This window comes from Stutzerimonas chloritidismutans (assembly GCF_038562055.1).
Classification (GTDB): domain Bacteria; phylum Pseudomonadota; class Gammaproteobacteria; order Pseudomonadales; family Pseudomonadaceae; genus Stutzerimonas; species Stutzerimonas chloritidismutans_A.
The window spans coordinates 136,210-158,458 of record NZ_JBCFXD010000009.1; the positions used below are offsets into that span (position 1 = coordinate 136,210).

The window sequence follows — 22,249 nt, forward strand, 5'->3', positions numbered from 1 at the left end:
CAGGCGGGTTGAGTATCAGGCGACCTGTTGCAGCGGCTGACCGACGGCCAGTCCATTGCTGTCGAACAGATGGCAGTGACCGGCGTCGAGCTCCAGCGTCAAGGGCTCGCCATATCGCGGCGTAAAGTCCCCGCGGATGCGCATCGTCAGAGGCTCGCCGGTTTGAGTAATCACATGGCAATATGTATCGCTGCCCAGTCGCTCGCTGACATCTGCCTTGACGGTCAGCTGGGCGCTGCCTTCGCTGCCGCGGTTGAGGTGCTCCGGACGAATGCCCAGCGTGACCGGGTCGCCCACCGCCAACACGGCGCCGCCCAGCGGGAGAAACAGGCGGCAACCGGCATCCAGTTCGACCTCCACGCCGACGGCTTCGACCCGGTTGATGCGGCCTTTCAGGAAACCCATCTTGGGGGTGCCGAGAAAGCCTGCTACGAACAGGTTGGCCGGATGGTGGTAGAGCTCCATGGGCGAGCCCACCTGTTCGATGCGCCCGCCGTTGAGCACCACGACCTTGTCGGCCAGAGTCATGGCTTCGACCTGGTCATGGGTGACGTAGATCATCGTGGCCTGTAGCTCTTGATGCAGGCGCGACAGCTCCAGGCGCATCTGGACGCGCAGTGCTGCGTCGAGGTTGGACAGCGGTTCGTCGAAGAGAAAGACCTTGGGATTGCGCACAATGGCCCGGCCAATCGCCACCCGCTGGCGCTGACCACCGGACAGTTGGCGCGGTTTGCGTTCAAGCAACGGCTCCAGTTCAAGGGTGCGCGCCGCCGCTTCGATCTTGTTGGCGACCTCTTTTTTGTCTGCGCCAGCCAGGTCGAGCGCAAAGGACATGTTTTTGCGCACGGTCATGTGCGGATACAGCGCATAGGTCTGGAACACCATGGCCAGATCACGCTTGGCCGGGCTGAGATCGGTGATATCCCGGCCATCGAGTTCAATCTTGCCGCTGCTGACTTCCTCCAAACCTGCGATCAGGCGCAACAGGGTGGACTTGCCGCAGCCGGACGGGCCGACGAAGACGACGAACTCACGGTCGCGAATATCCAGGTCGATGCCCTTGATGATCTCGTTGCCGTCGAAGCCTTTCTTTAGGTTGTGGATTTTCAGGTCTGCCATGTTCGAATCCTCTGTTGTTCTTTTTGGCTCGGCGGTGTCACTTGACCGCGCCGAACGACAGGCCGCGGACCAGTTGCTTCTGGCTGATCCAGCCGAAGATCAGGATGGGGGCGCAGGCGAGGGTGGATACAGCCGAAAGCTTGGCCCAGAACAGCCCTTCAGGACTGGAGTAGGAGGCGATGAGGGCTGTCAGCGGGGCGGCATTGGACGAGGTGAGGTTCAGTGACCAGAACGCCTCGTTCCAGCACAGGATCAGCGACAGCAACATGGTCGAGGCGAGGCCGCCCTTGCTGATCGGCAAGAGCACGCGAACCATCTCCTGCATCAGGGTGGCGCCGTCCATGCGCGCCGCTTCGAGGATGTCGCGGGGGATGTCCTTGAAGTAGGTGTAAATCATCCACACCAGGATCGGCAGGTTGATCAGTGTGTAGATAATGATCAGCACTGCGCGGCTGTCGAGCAGGCCGAACTGCTTGGCCAATAAGTAGATCGGCACCAGCACGCCCACCGGCGGCAGCATCTTGGTTGAGAGCATCCACAGCAGCGTGCCCTTGGTGCGCTTGGTCTCGTAGAAGGCCATCGAGTACGCGGCCGGAATGGCGATCAGCATGCCCAGCGCGGTCGCGCCGAAAGAAATGGTCACCGAGTTCCAGGCGTACTTGAAATAGCCGCTGCGGTCCTGGATGTGCAGGTAGTTCTCCAGCGTGGGCGTAAAGATGAACTGCGGCGGCGTGGCGAAGGCGTCGATCTCGGTTTTCAGGCTAGTCAGCAGCATCCAGAAGATCGGAAAGAACAACAGTAGCGCGATCGCCCAGGCGAACATCCCGACCACCAGGGTGTTGAGGCGGCGACTTTGTTTGAGCGTCAGCATCGGTCTGTCCTCAATATTTCTCGGTGAGATTCTTGCCGAGCATCCGCACCAGAATGATCGCCGCGATGTTGGCGATCACGACCGCGATCAGGCCGCCGGCCGAGGCCATGCCGACGTCGAATTGCAGCAGTGCCTGGGTGTAGATCAGGTAGGCAAGGTTCGTGGAGGCGTAGCCGGGACCACCACTTGTGGTGGTGAAGATCTCGGCGAAAACCGATAGCAGGAAAATGGTTTCGATCATCACCACTACGGCGATGGGGCGCGCGAGGTGGGGCAGCGTCAGGTGCCAGAAAATCGCTATGGGGCCGGCGCCATCGAGTCGGGCGGCCTCCTTCTGCTCCTGATCGAGCGACTGCATCGCGGTCATCAGAATGAGGATCGCGAAGGGTAGCCATTGCCAGGAGACAATGATGATGATCGAGAGCAGCGGATGTTGCGCCAGCCAGTCAATCGGTTGCGCCCCGAAAAACTTCCAGACGGCGGCGAGGATGCCGGAGACCGGGTGGTAGATCAGGTTCTTCCAGACCAGCGCGCTGACGGTTGGCATGATGAAGAACGGCGAGATCAGCATCACACGGACGATGCCGCGTCCGGCGAAGTCTGCCGCCTCCAGCAGCGCGGAGATCAATACGCCAAGCACGACGCTGATCAGCAATACGCTGCCAACCAGCAACAAGGTATTGAGCATGCCGGGAACGAACCCGGCATCCGTCAGAAAGTAGTGAAAGTTTTCCAGTCCGACGAAACCATTTTCGCCTGGGTAGAGCAGGTTGTAGCGAATCACTGAAAAGTAGACCGTCATCGACAGCGGTACCAGCATCCACAGCAGCAACAATGCAACGGACGGGCTGACGAGGAACCAGCTGGGTGCGAACCGGCGTGGCTTGCGCTCAATCGGTTCGCTGGGCGTATCGGTAACAGGGGCCTTGGGCAACGCGGTGGAGGGGGTGGCCATGGACGTGCTCCGGCTGAAAAAAGGCCATGAGGGCTCGGTTGAGCCCTGTCCGGTGGGTGTGCCTACTGGCGGCCTATTTGGGGTAGCCGGCGCGTTTCATGTCGCGGCTGGTCGATTGCTGCACAGCCGTGAGCATCTGTTCCACCGGCATTTGTCCGGTGAGGGCGGCGGCAAACATCTTGCCGACCTGCGTGCCAATGGCCTGAAACTCGGGGATGGTTACCAGCTGGATGCCGACATAAGGCACTGGTTTGGCGGATGGCGAGGCCGGGTCAGCCTGTTTCAACGATTCAAGGGTTATCTTGGCGAAGGGGGCGGCCGCCATGTATTCCGCGCTGTAGGTGGACTCCCGAGTACCCGGCGGTACGTTAGCGACGCCGTCGGTCTCGGCAACCAGTTCGGCATAGTCCTGCGAGGTGGCCCAGGCCGCGAAGGTCCTGGCCGCGTCTTTTTTCTGCGAACTGGTTGGAATGGCCAGCGCCCAGGAATATAGCCAGGCCGAGCCTTTATCGGTCGTCTGCTGTGGCGCGAAGGTAAAGCCGACCTTGTCCGCCACCTTGCTTTGGGAGGTATCGGTGACGAATGAACCGGCTACGGTGGCGTCGACCCACATGCCGCATTTGCCGCTGTTGAAAAGCGCCAGGTTTTCGTTGAAGCCGTTGCTGGAGGCGCCCGGTGGGCCATATTTGCTCAGCAGGTCCACGTAGAAATTGGCGGCTTTGGTCCACTCCGGCCCGTTGAATTCCGGCTGCCATTTTTCATCGAACCAGCGCGCGCCGAACGAGTTGGCGACGGTGGTGACCAGTGCCATGTTCTCGCCCCAGCCGGCTTTGCCGCGCAGGCAGATGCCGTATTGCTCTTTGCCTGGCTTGTGCAGCTTCTGGGCGAACTCGGCCATCTGCGTCCAGGTTGGATGCTCTGGCATCTGCAGCCCGGCCTGCTCGAACAGGTCGGTGCGGTAGTAGGTCATCGAGCTTTCGGCATAAAACGGTAGCGCATAGAGGGTGCCGTCAACCGACAGGCCTTCACGCACGGACGGGAAGACGTCATCGAGGTTGTAGCCATCGGGCAGATCAGTCATCGGCGCCAACCAGCCTTTATCGCCCCAGAGAGAGGCTTCGTACATGCCGATGGTGAGCACGTCGAATTGGCCCCCCTGGGTGGCGATGTCAGTGGTCAGTCGCTGACGCAAGACGTTTTCTTCCAGCACCACCCAATTGAGGTCGATGTTGGGATGCTGTTCTTCGAAAGTCTTGGACAGGCGCTGCATGCGGATCATGTCAGCGTTGTTGACGGTCGCGACGGTCAGGGTCTCGGCTGCAGCATGCGTCGCGCCGACCATTGCAATACAGGTGGATCCGATCAGCAATCTTGCGAGTTTCATCTAGGACTCCTCTTCCGCGGCCGGAGGGCGGAAGCACTTATTGTTTTTGTTGTTGCTCGCTTACTGCCGTACGAGCGGCTCACGACCATTACAACGCTGGGGTTGTCTGGGTGACAAAGCCCTGACTGCACATTGTCTGGTACTTTTTTGCTCTCCTTGGCCAGTGGCTGAAGGCAATGGATGAGCACATTCAAGGGCCGCAGAGCGCCGTGTCTGGGCCAAGGCAGCGATTGGCATATCCGAAAAAGGGTAACGCCAGAGGTCATGTCGTAGCGGCGGGCAGCGAGGATGCGTATCAGCTGGCGAGGTTCTGCTCGGTCAGTCGCTGCTCCACCAGACGGCGATAGCAGGACGGCGTCATGCCCTTTAGTTGCTGAAAGCGGCGGTTGAAGTTGGACAGGTTGTTGAAGCCTGATTCGAAGCAGATATCGGTGACGGGCTTGTCGTTATCCAGCAACAACTCGCACGATTTGCTGATGCGCAGGCTGTTGACGAACTCAACGTAGCAGCGACCAGTGGCACGTTTGAAGAACCGTGAAAAATAGGTGGGATTCATCCCCAGGTGACTGGCGACTTCTTCGAGAGGCAGCTCGCGCATGTAGTTATCGAAAATGTAATTGACCGCCATGTTGGTTCGATCCGCGTGGTGTTCGTCGCCGAGCTGTGCCGAGGTCGCGCCGGAGAGCAGCTGGTAATCGTCGCAGCTGGCGAGCAGCTCCAGCATGATCAGAAAATACCCGAGCCGGGTGGCACCGCGGCTGTCAGCAATGCGGTGCATCAATCTGTTGGCCTCGGCAATGGTGTGCGGGCAGCGATACTCAATCCCGTAGCGCGCGCGCTCGAGCATTGGTGTCAGGCTGCGTAGTTCGGAAAAGACGTTATGGCCCGCCTCGAATAATTCGTCGGTGAAGTTAACCAGCATGTCCCGCTTGGCGACGACTTCACCTTCATCGACCTGGCTGATCCAGTTGTGTGGCAGATTTGGACCGGTGAGAAACAGGCTGTCGGGACCAAAATTGCCAACGTAATCTCCGACGAACACTTTGCCTGAACTGGCTACGATCAAGTGCAGTTCGTATTCCTTATGGTTGTGCCAGCGCACCAGCGGGCACGGAAAGCCATGCTCTCGATAGATCAGCGAGTTGCCGTGGTGGTCGTCCATCAATTCGTAGGATGGATCGGAAATTTTCAACGCTTTCATGCCTGGTTCCGTCTTCCTTATTTTTGTCCCCTTGGGGTTATAGACGCTCGTAGTGTCGCGGCCAATTTTTCAGACAATTTCGTATCGGTAAGGTAGATCTGGGCCGCGCCTGGAGCAGGTTATCGCCGCTGCCTGAACGGCAAATGTCAGCAAGGCTTGCAGTTGCTCGCGCTGAATCTGCGCCAACGCTTGGGCGGTATCCAGTTGCTGGTTATGCAGAAAGCTGAGCAGGGCGGCCTGAAAGGTATCGCCGGCGCCAACCGTATCGCGGACGTTGACCGCGACCGCAGGGACGTAAAACACGCCCTGACGACGACTGAACAATTGAGCGCCTTCCCGGCCTCGGGTCAGCGCCACGAGTTCACAGCCTCCTTGCAACCAACGCTTGGCAACGGATTCGGGGGCTTCGCCGGGATAGAGCAACGCCAGATCCTCATCGCTGACCTTGATGAGATGCGCTAGCGCCGCGATCGCCTCGACACGCTCGCGCCAGCGAGCCACGTCCGGTTCGACATTGAGGCGGACGTTGGGATCGAGGGAAATGAGTCGGCGCTCGCTTTCGCGGCGTACCAGCGACAGCAGGGTGTCGGCCATCGGTGCGGTCACGATCGAATAGGAACCGACGTGGATGCCGCTGATCTCATCGCTGAGTGGGGCGAGATGCTCTTCGCGTGGCAGGCGATCAGCGCAGCCTTCGCCGCGAAAGCTGTAGACGGGAGCACCCTGTGCGCCCAGCGCGACCATTGCCAGTGTGGTGGGTGCATCGAAGTCGATCAGGTAGTCTCTATCGACCCCTTCGTCCTCGAGCACTTGTCGAAGCTGCTGGCCCAAGTGGTCTCGAGATAGGCCAGTGAACAGCGCCGACGGCGTCCCCAGGCGGGCAAGACCGACCGCTACATTGAAGGGTGAGCCGCCCGCCACTGCATCGAGGCTCAGGCGATTGCGGGACACCCCCGCAGGGGCGACAAAGACATCGAACAGGGCTTCGCCACAAACGAGATACATGATTGTTTCCGCTTCTGGAAATCGCTTGAGCTTAATCGCGCCGACCGCGACGTAATAGTACGCCGCCGGCTATCGACCGATACGATCTTGCACCCGTTCGACGTTGTTCAGTACACCCAAACCTCAACGCGCCGGTTCTTTATGCGTCCGCTCTGGCTATTCGAAGCCACTGTAATTTCATCTCCTAAGCCACTGATATTCTTTACAAGTATTCCACCTCGAGCCAGTTCCCTACGTACAGCCATGGCGCGAAGCTTGGAGAGCAAAGCAGTACGCGCGGGGTCGCCACGAGCGTCACCGAATCCAACCAGCACCGTCGCGCTCATCGTTTTATTGGTGCTCTGCAGATACTGAATGAGGCGCTCCACGTCGCGTTGCGCCTTGTTGTCCAGGCGCGCGCTGCCTTCATCGAAACGGAAGTTCACCGTCAAACGCTGCGCCTGACTGGCGAGCGCCTGATAAGGCTGCGGCATGTCAGGTGAAGGCGAGAGCGTAATCGCGTTGATCGCCTGACCGATGTAGCCGGATTTGGCAACGATGGCCTGGCCGGCGGCGCTGTGCACGAAACTCAAAAAAGTGCGGGTCCATTGCGATTGCTGCGCCGGGTTGGCATAGAAAAACAGCCGTCGCGACAAGGGGTAGTCTTCAGTCGCCACCAACGCGGTGCTGGGCAACATAGGTTGCGAGTCGCCGTCGGCAATAGCTAACGCACGGGCTTTTCCCACCGATGCCAGGCCAACAAAACCAATCGCACCAGGACGGCTGCTGACCACCTGCGAAAGCTGATCGTTGGACTCATAGCGTGCGGCGTCAGCTGCCAGTGTCTTGCCCTGTGCGCTCAGTACCAGTTCCTTGAACGTGTCGTAAGTTCCCGACTGATCGTCCCGGGCATGCAATTCCACCGGTACATCTTTACCCCCGAGCGCTTTCCAGTTGCGGATTTCACCGGCAAACAGGCTGGCAACCTGTTCAACGCTGAGAGATGAGACCGGATTGTCCGGGCTGACGACGATTGCAAGCCCGTCGATGGCAATCACCTGTTCGGCGCCTGCACTGCGTAGATCGCCCAGGCTGGCGAGATCTGCATATTCGCTGTCCTTGATGGGGCGCGAAGCCGCAGCGAGATCGGATGTGCCGTCCTTTAGCCCGGCGAACCCGGTGCCTGTGCCGTGTGCCGCAACCAGCGCAAGATAAGAGCGGCCGGAGCTGTCGAGGGCGCTGACACGCTGTTCGTTCTCCTTGCCGGCCGGGCTGATCCTTACCGAGGTCAGTCCCTGTGCTTCGAAGAGGCCGGCCACCAGCATCGGCGCGAGCTTCGCACCGACGGTATTCGATCCTTGTATGCGCAGCACCGGGCTGTCATCGGCAGGCGCCGTCAATGGCTCACCTAGCGCGAGCGGGCTGGCGAAGAACAGGCCGACGGCCCACAGGCGCAGCGCCCGTTTCCTTATGCCGCTTACGGACGCTGAAGCTGTCATGCGATGGCTCTCCCTTTCAAAGAAGCGGGGAGATTAAGACGCTTTGCTTACCGTTATATGACAGCCGGCTGTGATCGGGCGAGGTCGGCGATCCGGTCGCAAAAACCGTCGTGGATCGCCGCGCGGGGACGTTGTCTGCGCACCTATTGACCTAGCTCGATCCACACGGGGCAGTGGTCCGACGGCTTTTCCATGCCGCGGATGTCATAGTCGACGCCGCAATCCGTGACGCGCTCGTGCAGGCCCGCCGTAGTCAGGATCAGGTCAATGCGCAGCCCGCGGCGTGGGTCGTCTTCGAAACCGCGGCTGCGATAGTCGAACCAGCTGAAGCGATCAACCACTTCAGGATTGAGCGTACGAAAGCTGTCCTGCAGCCCCCAGTTCTTCAAGCGTGTCAGCCACTCGCGTTCCTCCGGCAGGAAGCTGCACTTGCCTGTGCGCAGCCAGCGTTTGGCGTTCACCTCACCAATGCCGATGTCACAGTCTTCGGGTGAGATGTTGAAGTCGCCCATCACGGCTACGGATTGCTCAGGAGTAAATCGTTCTTCCAGCAGCGCCTGGAGATCGGCATAGAACTTGGTCTTGGCCGGAAACTTGGTGGGGTGGATGCGGCTCTCGCCCTGAGGGAAATAACCGTTCATGACCGTAACCGGCTCGCCATTGCTGTCTGCGAACCGACCCCAGATGAAGCGCTTCTGCGATTCCTCGCCATCGCCGGGAAAGCCTTTGTGGATTTCCAGCGGGGCCTGTCGTGACAGCAGCGCGACACCGTAATGACCTTTCTGGCCATGAAAATGGACGTGATAACCAAGAGCCTCTATCTCGGCCTGCGGGAACTGTTCGTCAGACACCTTGGTTTCCTGCAAGCCAATCACGTCAGGCTGATGCTTCTCGATGATTGCGGAAAGCTGATGAGGTCTGGCTCTTAAACCATTGATATTGAAAGAAACAAGCATCATCGACTGTGGCTCCGGCAAAACCGCGATTCTACTGGCTATGGCGGCGCTGCGGCGAGCCGTAATCATCAAACCAGGTTCTCCCCCGGCAAGACTCCGATGCGGCTGCTAACGTGAAATCAGCCCCAGTGACATAACAAGAGAACCGCCATGCCGATGACTGCAGAAGTACGAATGCTCGACAGTGGTTACGCCAGGGAAATCCGCTCGCTTCTGTATAACGCCTATCGACACGAACCGACCTTCGCTTATTTGTTCGAGGCTGATCGCCCCGGCTACGAGCAGCGTGTTCGCGCAACCGTGCGCGAGCTGGTCAATCAGCACTTGCTGCAGGACCAACCGGCGTTGGGGTTGTTGCTCGATGACCGGCTGATTGCTGCCGCGCTGATCGCGCCACCACAGCGTCGACTGGACATCACCGAAAGCTGGGCGTGGCGAATGCGCATGCTGCTTACTGCAGGCTTCCGCTGTACACGGCGCTATCTTGATTACCACGCTGCGGTGCTGGGTTGTCTGCCACCAGGGAATTTCCATGTGTTGCCGCTGATGGCGGTCCATCCCAAGTGCCAGGGACAACACTATGGAGAACAGCTGCTCGAAGCGTTGCACAACTGGTGTGCCGCGGACGCCGCATCGGAGGGCCTGGTGATCGACACCGGCAACTCACGCTACCTCAACTTCTACGCACGTCAGGGTTATGAAGACATCGGCCAGGTAGCCATCGGTCCGGTGGTCGAACATGTGTTCTTCCATCCGGCGCCGCGACAGGTCGAGGCATCCAGCGGTTAGAACGAATTTTGCGCAGGGGCGACAGTCGTACTGATGTTGTCCAAAGAAGTGCTCCCATGCTTTTGCCTAACGCTGCATATGCCGTGCTACACGTATCGCCACCTGGCCAACGCCTAGTGCGCAGCGTGCTAGCATCCCTGGCCATGCCTATTCGTATCCTTCGCCGAACCTTTCCGGCGGGCCTCTTCTTGTGCTGTGCATCTACGGTGTACGCCGCTGAACTTGACGTCCAAGTCACGCCATCCAACAGTGCGCTGCGTGAAAACGTCGAGAACTACATCGGCGAACTGGGCGATCGCAACGAAGAAGAGTTGCTGCGTTACAGCCGCATTGCTCAGGAGCAGGCGAACAAAGCGCTGCAGGCGTTGGGCTATTACCACGCCGTTATCGAAACCAGGGTCGCTGATGGGGAAGTTCCCCGATTGACGCTGCGAATCAAGCCCGGCGAGCCAGTTCGCCTGCGTGATGTCACGTTGCAGGTCAACGGGCCGGCCGCCGAGCTGCAAGCGTTTCGAGTGCCGCGCAACACCTTGAAGCCAGGCGCCGTGCTCAATCATGGGCAGTACGAAGCGGTCAAGCAACGGATCCTCAACCAGGCCTCACGCTATGGGTTTTTCGACGGACGCTTCGAGCGCCAACGGCTGGCGATCAACCCTGATACGAACGCCGCCGACGTAGAACTGGTGTTCAACAGCGGGCCACGCTACGTGCTCGGGGATGTGGGTTTTGAAGGAGACTCGCCTTTTGATCCGGACTTGCTGGAGCGCATGGTGCCGTTCGATCCCGGCACGCCGTATGACTCGGAACTGATCGCCGAACTCAACCAGGCGATGCAGTCCAGCGGCTACTTCGAAGGCGTCCGGGTCGATGCCAACCCGGCTAACGCCGACCAGCAACGCATTCCCGTTGCGGTGCAGCTAACGACGCGAGAGCCGCGCACGCTCGGACTTGGTTTGGGCTACTCAACCGATGTCGGCCCGCGAATACGTTTCGACTTTACCCGCCATTGGGTCAACCCCCAGGGCCACAGCTATGGCATCGAGTCCGAACTGTCCGCGCCGCGGCAGAACATCGGTCTGTTCTATGACGTACCGCTGGACCCACCGTTGACCGACAAACTGCGCTATGCGGCCGGCTATCAATACGAAGAGCTGAGTGATAAGGACAGTCTTAGTCGTCTATTGACGGTTGGGCCAGAGTGGCACCGCCGACTGCCCAGCGGTTGGCAGCGCGTCTGGGCGTTGAAGTGGCGCCATGAGCAGTACGAGCTGGGCGATGATTCGGGTGTCAGCACCTTGTTGATGCCAGGTGTGTCTTACAGCTTTCTGCGCAGCGACAACCGCCTCGATCCCAGCCATGGCTATCGCTTGAGGTTCGAACTGGGGGCGGCGAAGGAGGGCGTGTTCTCGGACGCTGATCTGGTTCATGCCAACGCGACGGTCAAGGGGCTGACCACGCTGGGTGCCCGGCATCGTTTTTTAGGTCGGGTGGAAGTGGGCGGGAACTGGACTGACGAATACACCAACGTGCCGCCATCGCTGCGCTATTTTGCCGGTGGTGACCAAAGCGTGCGGGGTTACGACTACCAGAGCCTGTCGCCGACCAACTCGGATGGCGACCGAATCGGCGGACGTTATCAGCTCGCGGTCAGCGCTGAATATCAGTATTCACTGACCGAGAAATGGCGCCTGGCGACCTTTGTCGATCAGGGTAATTCGTTCAACTCGATGGAGTTGCCAAGTCTCAAAAGCAGCGTGGGCGTCGGTGTTCGATGGGTTTCGCCAGTCGGGCCGATTCGCGTTGACCTCGCTCATCCGCTGGACGGCGAGGGCGGAGTTCGCCTGCACTTTTCCATGGGGCCAGAGCTTTGAGGCGTAGTGCGAAAATCGTCAGTGGGTTGTTGTTGGCCATACTGGCGCTGCTGCTGGTGGTCGTTTTGACGGTCTTGCTGGTGCTCGGAACGAACACGGGCAGCCGTTGGACGTTGAGCAAAGTGCCTGGGCTGCAGCTTGAGGCATTCACGGGTCGCCTCGGTGGTCACTGGCAGGCGGATCGTCTGGTCTGGGAACAGGCGGGTCGCCGGGTCGAAGTGGCGTCGCCGCGCATGAACTGGTCGCCCAGTTGTTTGCTGAGCAAGGCCCTTTGTATTGATGAGCTGGTCACCGGCGATATCGATCTCACTTTTCCTCCTGCTCCGAAGGACGAAGCAGCCAGCGAACCCTTCAATCTTCCAGATCTCGATTTACCACTCGAGCTGCGTCTTGACCGCGTCGATATCGGCGCGATCAATCTCAACGGCGTTCAACAGATGCAGGGCGCGGAGTTGCAGGCGGACTGGGACGAAGAGGGCCTGGTCGTTCGAATGCTGGAGGTTCGCCGTCAAGATGTGGCAATTGAACTTTCGGGCCGGTTGCAGACCAGAGCCGACTGGCCACTGGCGCTAAGTGGCACCGCGGCGATTCGCTCGCCAAACGAGCAGCCCTGGGCAGTGAAGTTCGAGGCCGACGGCGAGTTGCGTGAGCATCTCATGGTCGACGTGCAAAGCCAGGGCTATCTGCAGGCCAAGCTCAGCGGATGGGTGAGGCCTCTGGAACCGGAGTTACCAGCGAACCTGCTGCTGGCGGTGGAGCGTTTCAAGGCCGCCCCTGCGCTGCCCGATGCCTTGCGCCTGGAGGCGCTTGAGCTGACCGTTAAAGGAGACATGGAACAGGGCTATCGCCTGGTGGGCGATGGAAGCCTGCAGGGCGAGGGCGGTCCGGTGGCTCTTGCACTCAAGGCATTGGTCGATTTGGCCCATGCCGATATCGAAACCCTCACATTGACTGCCGGCGAGCAGCAACACGTTGATCTGAACGGCCGGATCGATTGGCACGAGGGGCTGGATGCTGAGGCGCAGCTGGCCTGGCGTAACTTCCCCTGGCGCCGGCTCTATCCCGACATCGAAGAGCCTCCCGTGACACTGCGAACCCTCGACGCGCAGATCCAGTACGACGATGGCAGTTACCTGGGCAATTTCAACGCGGCGCTGACCGGTCCCTCCGGCGACTTCACGTTGCAAAGCCCAGTCAGTGGTGACCTTGAAATCGTTCATCTGCCGCAGCTGCAACTGCAGGCTGGACAGGGCAAGGCCGAAGGAAATCTCAGCGTCGGGTTCGCTGATGGAGTCGATTGGACGACCCGTCTCGAGCTGAGCGAACTCGATCCGTCTTACTGGGTCGCAGAGCTGCCGGGAACCATCGGCGGCACGCTCAGTAGTAGCGGCGCCTTGCGAGAGGACAATCTGCAAGCCGACGCCGCCCTCGATTTGAATGGCACGTTGCGCGAGCAGACGCTCAGGTTTCAACTGCAGGCGAGCGGTGAGAATACGACTTGGAGTCTGCCGGCGATCGATTTGCGTCTGGGCGACAACCGCATTCAGGGGAATGGCCTCTGGGCCGAGACGCTTGAGGCGAACCTGGCCATTGATCTGTCACGTCTCGGCCAGCTCTGGCCTGATTTGAACGGCAGAATGACCGGAAACCTTGACCTGTCGGGCACGCCGGACGCACCGCAGGGAAAGCTTGTGCTGAGTAGCACCGGTGTCGCGTTTCAGGACAATCGAGTCGATCAACTGCAAATGACCGCGAGCCTGTCCCAGGGCGAGCGTGGCCAGCTTAGCCTCGACGCGAAAGGCTTACAGTCTGGAGCAACTGATATCGGCGAGTTGCAGCTGAGCGCCGAAGGCACGCCAGCAGCACATCAGGCCAGACTGCAGCTGCAGGGCCCCTTACTCGACCTGTCGCTGGCGTTGGCCGGCGGGCTTGAAGGAGGCGATTGGCGGGGTCGGTTGATGGAAGCCGAGCTGGATGCCCAGGGACAGCAATGGGCACTGCGCGATCCCGCGTCGCTGCAGCGATTGGCGAGCGGCAAGATCACCTTCGGCGCGCATTGCTGGGCCTCGGGTCAGGCCACGCTGTGTGCCGATGACCAGCAACTGCAACCTGACCCGCAGTTGCGCTATCGCCTGCGCGACTTTCCGCTTGAGTCGCTGGCCGAATACCTGCCGGACAATCTGATCTGGCAGGGCGAAGTCAATGCTGATCTAGCGCTGGATCTGCCGAGCGCGGGTCCAAGCGGGTCTATCCGTGTCGACGCCGGTCCTGGCATGTTGCGCATGCGCGATGGCGAGCAGTGGCTCGATTTTCCCTATCAGACCTTGTCACTGAACAGCCAGCTGACGCCGAAACAGGTCGACAGCAGGTTGAACTTCGAGGGCGGGGATCTCGGCGATCTGGATGTTCGACTGCAGGTGGACCCTAGCGGCGAGGTCAAGCCGATCTCTGGCAATTTCGTGTTAAGCGATTTCGATCTTTCCGTTATCCGGCCTTTCGTTGCGCAGGTCGAGCGGCTTGACGGCCAACTGAATGGCAATGGTCAGATTTCGGGCACGCTGCGGAAGCCGCAGATCAACGGAGAGCTGAGGCTCACTGATGGCGAGATTGCCGGCGCCGAGCTGCCGGTCAGCTTCGAGCAACTGCAGGTCACCGCAGTCATCGACGGCGAGCGGGTCCGTGTCGATGGTGACTGGCGCAGCGGCGAGCAGGGCCAGGGACAGATTGCGGGAACGATTGATTGGGCGCAGGCGCTGGACCTCGATCTGCGTATCAACGGCAGTCAATTGCCTGTGATCGTCGAACCCTATGCTGAGCTCGAAATTGCGCCCGATCTGCGCATTCAGTTGGCTGGTGAGCAGTTGGCCGTAAGCGGGAAGCTTCGGGTGCCCCGCGGCGAAATTACTGTCCGCGAGCTACCACCCTCAACGGTGAAGGTGTCAGAGGATGCGGTTATCGTTGGCGCCGAAGCGCAAGAGACAAAGCCCCCCTTGGCGATTCGCATGGATGTGGACGTCGAAGTCGGGCAGGACAGGCTGCGCTTTTCCGGCTTCGGCCTTACGGCGGATCTTGCCGGCTACCTTCACATAGGTGACGACTTCGATGCGCGCGGGGAGCTCAGCCTCAACAAGGGCCGTTACCGCGCCTACGGCCAGCGTCTGACGATCCGTCGCGCCCGGTTGTTGTTCACCGGTGTGCTGTCGCAACCCTACTTGGATATCGAAGCCATTCGGCGTATCGAAGACGAGAATGTCATTGCTGGGCTGCGTATTACCGGCAGTGCAGAGCAGCCACGCGTCGATGTATTTGCCGAGCCTGCGATGAGTCAGGAGCAGGCATTGTCGTATCTGGTACTTGGCCGGCCCTTGGGCGCCGAGACGGGTGACAGCAACCTGCTGGCCCAAGCGGCCCTTGGACTCGGCTTGGCCGGCAGTGCGTCGATTACCGGCAACGTCGCGCAACGCCTGGGTATCGAAGACTTTCAGCTGGACACTGAGGGTAGCGGCACAGACACCAGCGTGGTGGCGAGCGGGAAGCTGTCCGATCGGTTGACGTTACGTTACGGCGTTGGGGTATTCGAGCCTGCTAATACGGTCGCTTTGCGCTATCAGTTGACCAAGCGGATTTTCCTTGAGGCGGCCAGCGGACTCGCCAGTTCGCTGGACGTGTTCTATAGACGCGATTTCTGACTATTAGCTAACCAAAAACCATCGCTTATCGGCTGGCTTTGACGCTGTTGTGGGCTACGCTGGAAGGCTTCCGTATGCGGCTATCTGGGGTGCGATCACAAGCTGACCCGTCGGTCGTTCGTGTGCGCTCAGCATCCGCTGTGGATCATGCATAAGGGTGTGGCGCCAAGTACAGAATGTGGTGGTAGGATCGCTCGGTCGCTCCTTGCATGGCGGCTGATGCAAGGCTCTAGCACGAGTCTTGCAGGTTGTCGGTAACGCTCCGGACATTGAAGTCGGGGTATTACCGGGTCGTTCGGGCTGCAGTTGAACATGCGTACTCAACCCGCCGTTCAGTGCTCGTACCGATTCGGCCCGCTCGGGCAAGGATGTCTAACATAATCAATAAGGGTGCCTTGAATGGAATTCCTGCAAAACCTGGTTAATAGCGTCAACGGTCTCGTCTGGGGACCGCCCATGCTGGTACTGATCCTCGGTACTGGTTTCTTTCTTATGGTCATGCTCAAGTTCATGCCATTGGCGCGTATCGGCACGGGCTTTGCGCTGATCTGGCGCGGACGTGCCAAAGGCGATGAGGAAACAGGTGAGATCAGCCCTTTTCAGGCGTTGATGACCTGCCTGGCCGCTACCGTGGGTACCGGTAACATTGCGGGCGTCGCGACGGCGATCTTTCTCGGCGGTCCGGGTGCGCTGTTCTGGATGTGGTGCACGGCACTTGTAGGGATGGCGACCAAGTATTGCGAGGTGGTGCTGGCAGTGCATTACCGCGAGAAGGATGATCGTGGTGAGCACGTCGGTGGACCGATGTATGCCATCAAGAATGGCTTGCACAAGCGCTGGCTTTGGCTGGGTGGCGCCTTTGCCATCTTTGGCGGTCTGGCTGGGTTCGGCATCGGCAACATGGTCCAGGTAAACAGCATGGCGCTGGCGCTGGAGTCGACCTTCTCGGTACCGCTGTGGCTGACCGGTCTGGTCACAATGCTGTTCGTGGGGCTGGTCATTCTAGGGGGCATCAAGCGTATTGGTGCAGTGGCTGCTGCCCTGGTGCCGTTCATGTGCGTTGCGTATGTCATCGCCGGCATCGTCGTGCTGGTGGTGCATGCCGCTGAGATTCCCGCCGCGTTCGAGCTGATCTTCACCCATGCCTTCTCGCCGATCGCTGCCACTGGCGGCTTTGCCGGCGCGGCAGTGATGGCCGCAATTCGCTTCGGTGTGGCGCGGGGCATCTTTTCCAACGAGGCGGGACTGGGTACAGCCGGTATCGCACAGGCTGCCGGTACGACCAAGAGCTCGGTACGCTCGGGGCTTATCGGCATGATGGGTACCTTTATCGACACCATCATCATCTGCTCGATCACCGGTCTAGCGATCATCTGCTCAGGTGTCTGGACCGGTGGCGAAAGCGGGGCGGCACTGTCCGCTGCAGCCTTCGAATCGGCCATGCCCGGTGTTGGTGCCGCGCTGCTGACGATCGCGCTGGTTGTGTTCGCTTTCACCACCATCCTTGGCTGGAGTTATTTCGGCGAGAAATGCTGGGAATTTTTGGTCGGCACCAAGGCGATCTGGCCGTTCCGCATCATCTGGGTCTTGGCTGTGCCGTTCGGTGCAATCGCCCAGCTCGATTTCGCCTGGTTGTTGGCAGACACCCTGAATGGTCTGATGGCAATTCCCAACCTTGTTGCACTGTTGCTGCTGAGCCCTGTGGTAGTCAAGTTGACCAAGGAATACTTCGCCCGAAACCAGGCAGCCTGATAACCCGGGCCGTTGCGATGCGCGCGGCCCATGACTGAGAGGAATTAGACATGACTGAAGTAACCCTGAAAGGCAATCCGATTCAGGTTGCCGGTAACTTTCCGCAGGTCGGCCAGAAGGCCGCGCCGTTCAGCCTGGTAGGTGGCGATCTATCCGATGTGACGCTTGCCAGCTTTGCGGGCAAGCGCAAGATCCTGAACATCTTCCCGAGTATCGATACGCCGACTTGTGCGACCTCGGTGCGCAAGTTCAATGCGCAGGCCAACGAACTGGCTAATACCGTGGTCCTATGCATCTCTGCTGACTTGCCCTTCGCGCAGAAGCGATTCTGCGGCGCTGAAGGGCTAGAGAATGTCATCAATCTCTCGACCATGCGCGGACGCGAGTTTCTTGAGCAGTACGGCGTTTTGGTTGCAAACGGCCCACTAGCCGGTGTCTCGGCTCGTGCTGTTGTGGTACTGGACGAGCAGGATCAGGTGCTTCACAGCGAGCTGGTCGCCGAGATCGGTAGCGAGCCGAACTACGACGCAGCGATTGCGGCGCTTAACTAAGCTCTGCCGATAGGAAGCGGTGCAACGCCGCTTCCTTTGCTTCTGGATATTGGCGACAAAAAAAAGCCGATTCACCCCTTGTTTTTGCCATTAATCAATTGGCTCAATCGCTCTGCTGACGCTTAGCTTTCAGGTAGCTGGTTTTTGCTAACGCAACCGTGTTTTGCCTCACCGACAGGCCAGATTTAAAGCGCCGTTAAATCTTTTTCTGTCGTTGCGGTCAGAGCATCGTTGCCCATTGAATGGATTCGCTTATGTCTACCTCGCAGATTAAGAAAAAGATCGGTGTATCCGGCACAGGGATGATTGCCCACTGCTTTATTCGGCTAATCAAGCAGCATTATCAGGATCTTGAAATCTCGCGAGTCCTGACCCGTCGCCCGTTAAACTCCTTTACTGATTTCCCGCTTCCTGAGCGACTCACCAATTCTATTGACCATCTGATTGATGGTGCAGACCTGATCGTGGAATGCAGCGGCGATGTATTTCATGGCACCGAGGTCATTGAACGTGCTTTCGAAGCGGGTCTGCCGGTGGTGACAATCAACGCTGAGCTGCAGGTCACCACGGGGTCGTACCTGGCTGCAAAAGGCTTCATCACCGAGGCCGAGGGGGACCAGCCGGGTTCATTGGCTGCCCTTCATGAAGAGGCCTTGATGATGGGCTTCAAACCGTTGGTCTACGGCAATATGAAGGGCTATCTAAACCACAACCCTTCGGTCGAGGACATGAGGTACTGGGCAAAGCGCCAAGGCATAAGCGTAGACCAGACCACTTCTTTCACGGACGGCACCAAGGTACAGATCGAGCAGGTCATTGTCGGCAACGGCCTCGGCGCGACCATTACAAAGCAGGGCTTGGAAGGCCTGGCTTCGACCAATCTGACTGAATCCGGCAATCTGCTCGGTATGATGGCCGAACGGTTAGGGCAACCCTTCGTCGATTACGTGATCCCCTCCGGATATTCCGCTGGCGGAGTGTTTATGGTCTGTCGCCATGATGACGACCAGCGTGCCGCTATCGAGTATTTCAAGCTTGGCCCTGGTCCTTATTACACGCTGGTGCGCCCGTTCCATCTCTGTTCGCTCGAAGTCGGCAAAACCGTGCGTCGAGTGCTCGGTGGTGGCGGTGTACTGTTGAACAACTCCATCGCACCAACCCTCGGCGTGGGGGCAATTGCCAAGCGAGCCATGCGCCCAGGTGAGTTGATCGAGCGGGGTATCGGTGGATTCCAGTTTCGCGGCGAAGCATTGAAGCTCGACCAGCATCCGGATCACGTTCCGATTGGCCTACTGCGCAAGACGGCCCTGCGGCGCGCGGTCGAACCCGGTCAGCTCATTACCTTCGATGACATCGATATCCTGCCCAGCCGTGCGCTGGACATCATCATGCAGCAACGTGCTCCGACTGCAAAGATTCAGCAGAAGCCCTCGGTGGACCATCAGCGGCCAGAATTGGCCGCGATAGGTGGCTGACCCGTGAAGGGCTGTACCGGTGAAGTGTTCGAATTAAGCGTGCGGAGCTAAACCATGCTTGAAAACAGACGATCTCGATGACCGCGATTGCCTGTTTTCACGGGTCTACTCGAACTCTCCATGTGCCTGATTGGGCAGGCCGGCTGACCTAGACCGCATAACCCAGTATTCGAGGCAGCCACAGCGCGATTTCAGGAAAGACTGCCACCAGGATGAGCGCGCTGCCCATCACCAGAACGAACAGCATGGCCCAGCCGACCGTTTGCTCCAAGCGGATTTTGGCAACCTCGGCGGTGACCAGCAGGTTTATCGCTACGGGAGGGGTGAACTGCCCGATGGCAATGTTCATTGCCAGTAATATGCCGAACCACACCGGATTCCAGCCGAAGTGTTGCATCACGGGAATCAGGATCGGCATCAGGATTAGATAGATGGAAATCGCATCCAGCAGCATCCCGGCCAGCAGCACTGCGATCATCACCAGGATCAACAGCACCGCACTGTTGTCAGATAGCGATATGAGCCATTCGGCCAGATGGCGGAAAGTACCCAGCATGGTGCCGGCCCAGGCGAATATCCCGGCCAGCGCGATGATCAGCATCACTACACCTGAAACCACTGCGGCCTCGCCGCAGAGCCGCCACAGGTTCCGCCAGTCCAGCTCGCGTGTAACGAACAAGCCGATGACCACGCCATAGGTCACGCCGGCCACTGCGGCTTCGGTGGGGGTAAACAGGCCGCTGCGCAAACCGCCTAGAATCAAAACGGGGGCGAAGAGTGCCGGTAAGGCTTGACGAAAGCTTTCACCAAGCGGCGGGCGTTCAGCCCCTTCCGGGTTCTCCCAGCCGTAACGGCGCGCCAATAGCCAGGCCGGTAGCAGCAACACGAGGCCTGCAATAATTCCCGGGAAAAGGCCGGCTGCAAACAGCGCTCGTAGGTCGACGCCAGGAACCACGATGGAATAGAGAATCAGCGCAATGGACGGTGGGATCAGAATCGCCGTCGAGGCGGACGCGGCTATCAGCGTTGCCGAGAATGGCTTGGGATAGCCAGCGCGAGTCATGCTCGGCAGCATCACCATGGCAACCGCCGCCGCATCGGCCGGGCCGGAGCCACTCATACCGCCCATGATCAGGCAGACCAGAATTGCGACCATCGCTAGACCGCCATGGCGTGGACCGATCAAGGCCTGAGCGAAGCGCACCAGACGCAGCGCCACGCCCGATTTTTCGAATACCAGGCCGGTAAGGATGAACAGCGGAATCGCGATCAATGGGTATTTGGCGACGCCGTTGTAGGTGTTGGTACCAAGCGTGGCAAGCATATCCGGTGAAAGGCCAGCGACGATGCCAAGGGCGCCGGAGAGCGCCAGGGAAAACGCAACCGGTACGCCAATCAACAAAAACAGCAGGAAGCTGGCAAGCATCCAGAGGTCAGGGCTCATCGGTGAGCCTCCCGCGCAATCGATCGATCGTCATTTGGGTCAAACGCACAACCATCAGCAGTGCGAGCAGTGGCAGCCAGACCACGTACCACCAGTTCGGCAGCCCGAGTCCGGGTGATTCGGATTCCCACTGGTATTCCTCCAGTGCGAACTGTCCGCCGTACCAGAGCACCATGCCGAGCACCGATACGCTGGCCAACCACTGCAGCCAGATCAGCGGAGTACGCAGGCGCGGAAACAATCGCTCGGCAAAACTGATGCGGATGTGGCGGTTGCTGCGCATGGCTACCGACGCGCCGCCGAATGTGAGAATTACAAGGAGAAAAACGGAGATTTCTTCGGTAAAGGCGAAGGAGGCATCGGTGAAATAGCGCACCACCACATTGGCCAGGCTGATCAGGCTGATGACCACCAGCGCCAGGATAGCCAGCACGCGCTCAAGGCGCGCGTCCTGTCGATTATTCATGAATTTCCTCGACGCCCGGCTGCATCATGCCGCCGGGCTGAACGGTTTTACTTTGCCACGGCGGTGCGGGCTGCTTCGACCAGCTCGGCACCAATCTTCGACGTCCACTTATCCTGCACGCTGCGAGTCGCGTCGGCGAACGCCTGTTGCTCGGCCTCGCTCAGTTCGGTGACCTCAACGCCGCGTGCGCGGATGTCTTCCAGGCGCTTGGCCTCGCTGTTGCGCGACAGCTCGATTTCCCACTTACCGGCGTCTATCGCGGCCTGACGCAGCAATTCGCGGTCGGCTTCGGGCAGTTCCTTCCAGACGCGCTGGTTGACAGCGAAGATCAACGGGTCGGCCATGTAATGCCAGAGCGTCAGATATTTCTGTCCGACCTGATCGACCCGGGCCACATCGAATACGGATAGCGGGTTTTCCTGGCCATCAACCGCGCCGGTGGTCAATGCGGGTTTGGCGTCTGCCCAGCTCATCTGGGTCGGATTGGCGCCCAGTGCGGTGAAGGTGTCTTGAAAGAGGGGGGAACCTACTACACGGATCTTCAGGCCTTTCAAATCGGCGGGCGTCTTTACGAGCTTGACCGAGTTGGATATCTCCCGGAAACCATTCTCACCCCAGGCCAGAGGAACGATGCCGCGCTTCTCAATGGCGGCGAATGCTTGCTCGCCGGCATTCCCCTGCGTGATGGCGTCGAGGTCGGCGCTGTCTGCCATCAGGAAGGGTAAGGAGAAGAGGTTGAGCTCCGGAACTTGTGGCGACCAGTTGATGGTCGATCCGACAGCCATGTCGATCAATCCGGAACGCATCGCGGAGAATTCCTTGGTCTGGTCGCCCGCGACCAGTTGTGCGTTGGGGTATACACGCAGGGTGATTTCGCCGTTTGAGCGCTCCTCAACCAGGTCAGCCCACTTCTGGGCGGCCTGGCCCCACGGGAAGGCGTCGGAAAGCACAGTGGAAACGGAGTATTCACGAGCCGAAGCGGCGAAGGTGGCAGAGAGCGCAACGGCGGCAGTCAGCGCAGTTAAGCAACGAGTCAATTTCATGAGGCGTCCTTGTTCGGATCGGTCTTTTGGTTGTTATTGACGAACGGTCGAGCACCGACAACAGCGATCGGCTTAGTGATGGCAGGTGAGCCATCGAAACGCGCGGGTGGCGCGAAGGACGCGGCAGGCTGCCGACGGTAGGAAGCAGCAAAACTCGCAAGGCGTCACAAGAGTGCCAGCCTTGTGGGCCGGCGCCAGGC

At 59.5% G+C, this 22,249-nt stretch carries 17 protein-coding genes; 6 read left to right on the plus strand and 11 right to left on the minus strand.

What is annotated here, in order from left to right; translation table 11 throughout:
• Positions 1-15 precede the first annotated feature (15 nt).
• From AAGW23_RS14950 to xthA, 8 genes are all read right to left on the minus strand, one after another.
• Entirely contained in the window at positions 16-1,119 is a 1,104-nt protein-coding gene (locus AAGW23_RS14950) for a sn-glycerol-3-phosphate ABC transporter ATP-binding protein UgpC (RefSeq protein ID WP_342407175.1), read from the minus strand.
• Positions 1,120-1,156: 37 nt separating this feature from the next.
• Complete coding sequence (locus tag AAGW23_RS14955; protein WP_342407176.1) at positions 1,157-1,990, minus strand: carbohydrate ABC transporter permease; 834 nt, start codon at positions 1,988-1,990, stop codon at positions 1,157-1,159.
• Positions 1,991-2,000: 10 nt separating this feature from the next.
• Positions 2,001-2,945, minus strand: coding sequence for a sugar ABC transporter permease (locus AAGW23_RS14960; protein WP_342407177.1), 945 nt, complete (start codon positions 2,943-2,945; stop codon positions 2,001-2,003).
• Positions 2,946-3,018: 73 nt separating this feature from the next.
• Positions 3,019-4,329: a sugar ABC transporter substrate-binding protein gene (locus tag AAGW23_RS14965; RefSeq protein WP_342407178.1), complete on the minus strand. Its 1,311-nt coding sequence runs from the start codon at positions 4,327-4,329 to the stop codon at positions 3,019-3,021.
• A 295-nt stretch (positions 4,330-4,624) separates the two neighbouring features.
• Positions 4,625-5,530 carry an AraC family transcriptional regulator gene (locus AAGW23_RS14970; protein WP_342407179.1) on the minus strand — a complete coding sequence of 302 codons (906 nt, stop codon included), beginning with the start codon at positions 5,528-5,530 and terminating at the stop codon, positions 4,625-4,627.
• 69 nt (positions 5,531-5,599) lie between these two features.
• A complete protein-coding gene (locus AAGW23_RS14975) occupies positions 5,600-6,535 on the minus strand; it encodes a carbohydrate kinase (RefSeq protein ID WP_342407180.1) in 936 nt (311 codons plus the stop codon).
• A gap of 107 nt (positions 6,536-6,642) precedes the next feature.
• Complete coding sequence (locus AAGW23_RS14980) at positions 6,643-8,013, minus strand: substrate-binding domain-containing protein (protein WP_342407181.1); 1,371 nt, start codon at positions 8,011-8,013, stop codon at positions 6,643-6,645.
• A 143-nt stretch (positions 8,014-8,156) separates the two neighbouring features.
• Positions 8,157-8,972, minus strand: a complete 816-nt coding sequence (gene xthA, locus AAGW23_RS14985) for an exodeoxyribonuclease III (protein WP_342407182.1) — start codon at positions 8,970-8,972, stop codon at positions 8,157-8,159.
• A gap of 147 nt (positions 8,973-9,119) precedes the next feature.
• On the opposite strand from xthA, the gene AAGW23_RS14990 reads away from it, so the two are divergent.
• The 6 genes from AAGW23_RS14990 to AAGW23_RS15015 all read left to right on the plus strand — a co-directional run bounded on the left by AAGW23_RS14990 (position 9,120) and on the right by AAGW23_RS15015 (position 19,096).
• A complete protein-coding gene (locus tag AAGW23_RS14990; RefSeq protein ID WP_102835370.1) occupies positions 9,120-9,758 on the plus strand; it encodes a GNAT family N-acetyltransferase in 639 nt (212 codons plus the stop codon).
• A 143-nt stretch (positions 9,759-9,901) separates the two neighbouring features.
• On the plus strand, positions 9,902-11,629 hold the full coding sequence (locus AAGW23_RS14995; RefSeq protein ID WP_342407183.1) for an autotransporter assembly complex family protein: 1,728 nt from the start codon (positions 9,902-9,904) through the stop codon (positions 11,627-11,629).
• Positions 11,626-15,318, plus strand: coding sequence for a translocation/assembly module TamB domain-containing protein (locus AAGW23_RS15000; protein ID WP_342407184.1), 3,693 nt, complete (start codon positions 11,626-11,628; stop codon positions 15,316-15,318). The genes AAGW23_RS14995 and AAGW23_RS15000 overlap by 4 nt, the downstream gene beginning before the upstream one ends.
• Positions 15,319-15,717: 399 nt before the next feature.
• Entirely contained in the window at positions 15,718-17,070 is a 1,353-nt protein-coding gene (locus AAGW23_RS15005) for an alanine/glycine:cation symporter family protein (protein ID WP_200636924.1), read from the plus strand.
• A gap of 50 nt (positions 17,071-17,120) precedes the next feature.
• The gene (tpx, locus tag AAGW23_RS15010; protein WP_200636922.1) at positions 17,121-17,621 is read left to right on the plus strand and encodes a thiol peroxidase; all 501 of its coding nucleotides are present in this window, start codon (positions 17,121-17,123) and stop codon (positions 17,619-17,621) included.
• Positions 17,622-17,923: 302 nt separating this feature from the next.
• Positions 17,924-19,096 (plus strand): NAD(P)-dependent oxidoreductase, encoded by a 1,173-nt coding sequence (locus tag AAGW23_RS15015; protein WP_200637150.1) that lies wholly within the window; start codon positions 17,924-17,926, stop codon positions 19,094-19,096.
• Between the two features lie 148 nt (positions 19,097-19,244).
• On the opposite strand, the gene AAGW23_RS15020 is transcribed toward AAGW23_RS15015, so the two are convergent.
• Genes AAGW23_RS15020 through AAGW23_RS15030 form a run of 3 tightly spaced genes read right to left on the minus strand, consistent with a single transcriptional unit; the run spans position 19,245 to position 22,049 of the window.
• Entirely contained in the window at positions 19,245-20,540 is a 1,296-nt protein-coding gene (locus AAGW23_RS15020) for a TRAP transporter large permease (protein ID WP_342407185.1), read from the minus strand.
• The gene (locus tag AAGW23_RS15025; protein ID WP_342407186.1) at positions 20,530-21,006 is read right to left on the minus strand and encodes a TRAP transporter small permease; all 477 of its coding nucleotides are present in this window, start codon (positions 21,004-21,006) and stop codon (positions 20,530-20,532) included. Before AAGW23_RS15025 ends, AAGW23_RS15020 begins: the two co-directional genes overlap by 11 nt.
• A 47-nt stretch (positions 21,007-21,053) precedes the next feature.
• Positions 21,054-22,049: a DctP family TRAP transporter solute-binding subunit gene (locus tag AAGW23_RS15030; RefSeq protein WP_342407187.1), complete on the minus strand. Its 996-nt coding sequence runs from the start codon at positions 22,047-22,049 to the stop codon at positions 21,054-21,056.
• Positions 22,050-22,249: the final 200 nt, after the last annotated feature.

Excerpts from the sequence above, each read along its gene's own strand:
- AAGW23_RS14950 (WP_342407175.1), bottom strand. The coding sequence starts at position 1,119 with ATGGCAGACCTGAAAATCCACAACCTAAAGAAAGGCTTCGACGGCAAC.
- AAGW23_RS15020 (WP_342407185.1), bottom strand. The coding sequence starts at position 20,540 with ATGAGCCCTGACCTCTGGATGCTTGCCAGCTTCCTGCTGTTTTTGTTG.
- AAGW23_RS15015 (WP_200637150.1), top strand. The coding sequence starts at position 17,924 with ATGATTGCCCACTGCTTTATTCGGCTAATCAAGCAGCATTATCAGGAT.
- AAGW23_RS14965 (WP_342407178.1), bottom strand. The coding sequence starts at position 4,329 with ATGAAACTCGCAAGATTGCTGATCGGATCCACCTGTATTGCAATGGTC.
- AAGW23_RS14990 (WP_102835370.1), top strand. The coding sequence starts at position 9,120 with ATGCCGATGACTGCAGAAGTACGAATGCTCGACAGTGGTTACGCCAGG.
- AAGW23_RS14995 (WP_342407183.1), top strand. The coding sequence starts at position 9,902 with ATGCCTATTCGTATCCTTCGCCGAACCTTTCCGGCGGGCCTCTTCTTG.
- AAGW23_RS15005 (WP_200636924.1), top strand. The coding sequence starts at position 15,718 with ATGGAATTCCTGCAAAACCTGGTTAATAGCGTCAACGGTCTCGTCTGG.
- AAGW23_RS15025 (WP_342407186.1), bottom strand. The coding sequence starts at position 21,006 with ATGAATAATCGACAGGACGCGCGCCTTGAGCGCGTGCTGGCTATCCTG.
- xthA (WP_342407182.1), bottom strand. The coding sequence starts at position 8,972 with ATGATGCTTGTTTCTTTCAATATCAATGGTTTAAGAGCCAGACCTCAT.
- tpx (WP_200636922.1), top strand. The coding sequence starts at position 17,121 with ATGACTGAAGTAACCCTGAAAGGCAATCCGATTCAGGTTGCCGGTAAC.
- AAGW23_RS15030 (WP_342407187.1), bottom strand. The coding sequence starts at position 22,049 with ATGAAATTGACTCGTTGCTTAACTGCGCTGACTGCCGCCGTTGCGCTC.
- AAGW23_RS14955 (WP_342407176.1), bottom strand. The coding sequence starts at position 1,990 with ATGCTGACGCTCAAACAAAGTCGCCGCCTCAACACCCTGGTGGTCGGG.
- AAGW23_RS14980 (WP_342407181.1), bottom strand. The coding sequence starts at position 8,013 with ATGACAGCTTCAGCGTCCGTAAGCGGCATAAGGAAACGGGCGCTGCGC.
- AAGW23_RS14970 (WP_342407179.1), bottom strand. The coding sequence starts at position 5,530 with ATGAAAGCGTTGAAAATTTCCGATCCATCCTACGAATTGATGGACGAC.
- AAGW23_RS14975 (WP_342407180.1), bottom strand. The coding sequence starts at position 6,535 with ATGTATCTCGTTTGTGGCGAAGCCCTGTTCGATGTCTTTGTCGCCCCT.
- AAGW23_RS14960 (WP_342407177.1), bottom strand. The coding sequence starts at position 2,945 with ATGGCCACCCCCTCCACCGCGTTGCCCAAGGCCCCTGTTACCGATACG.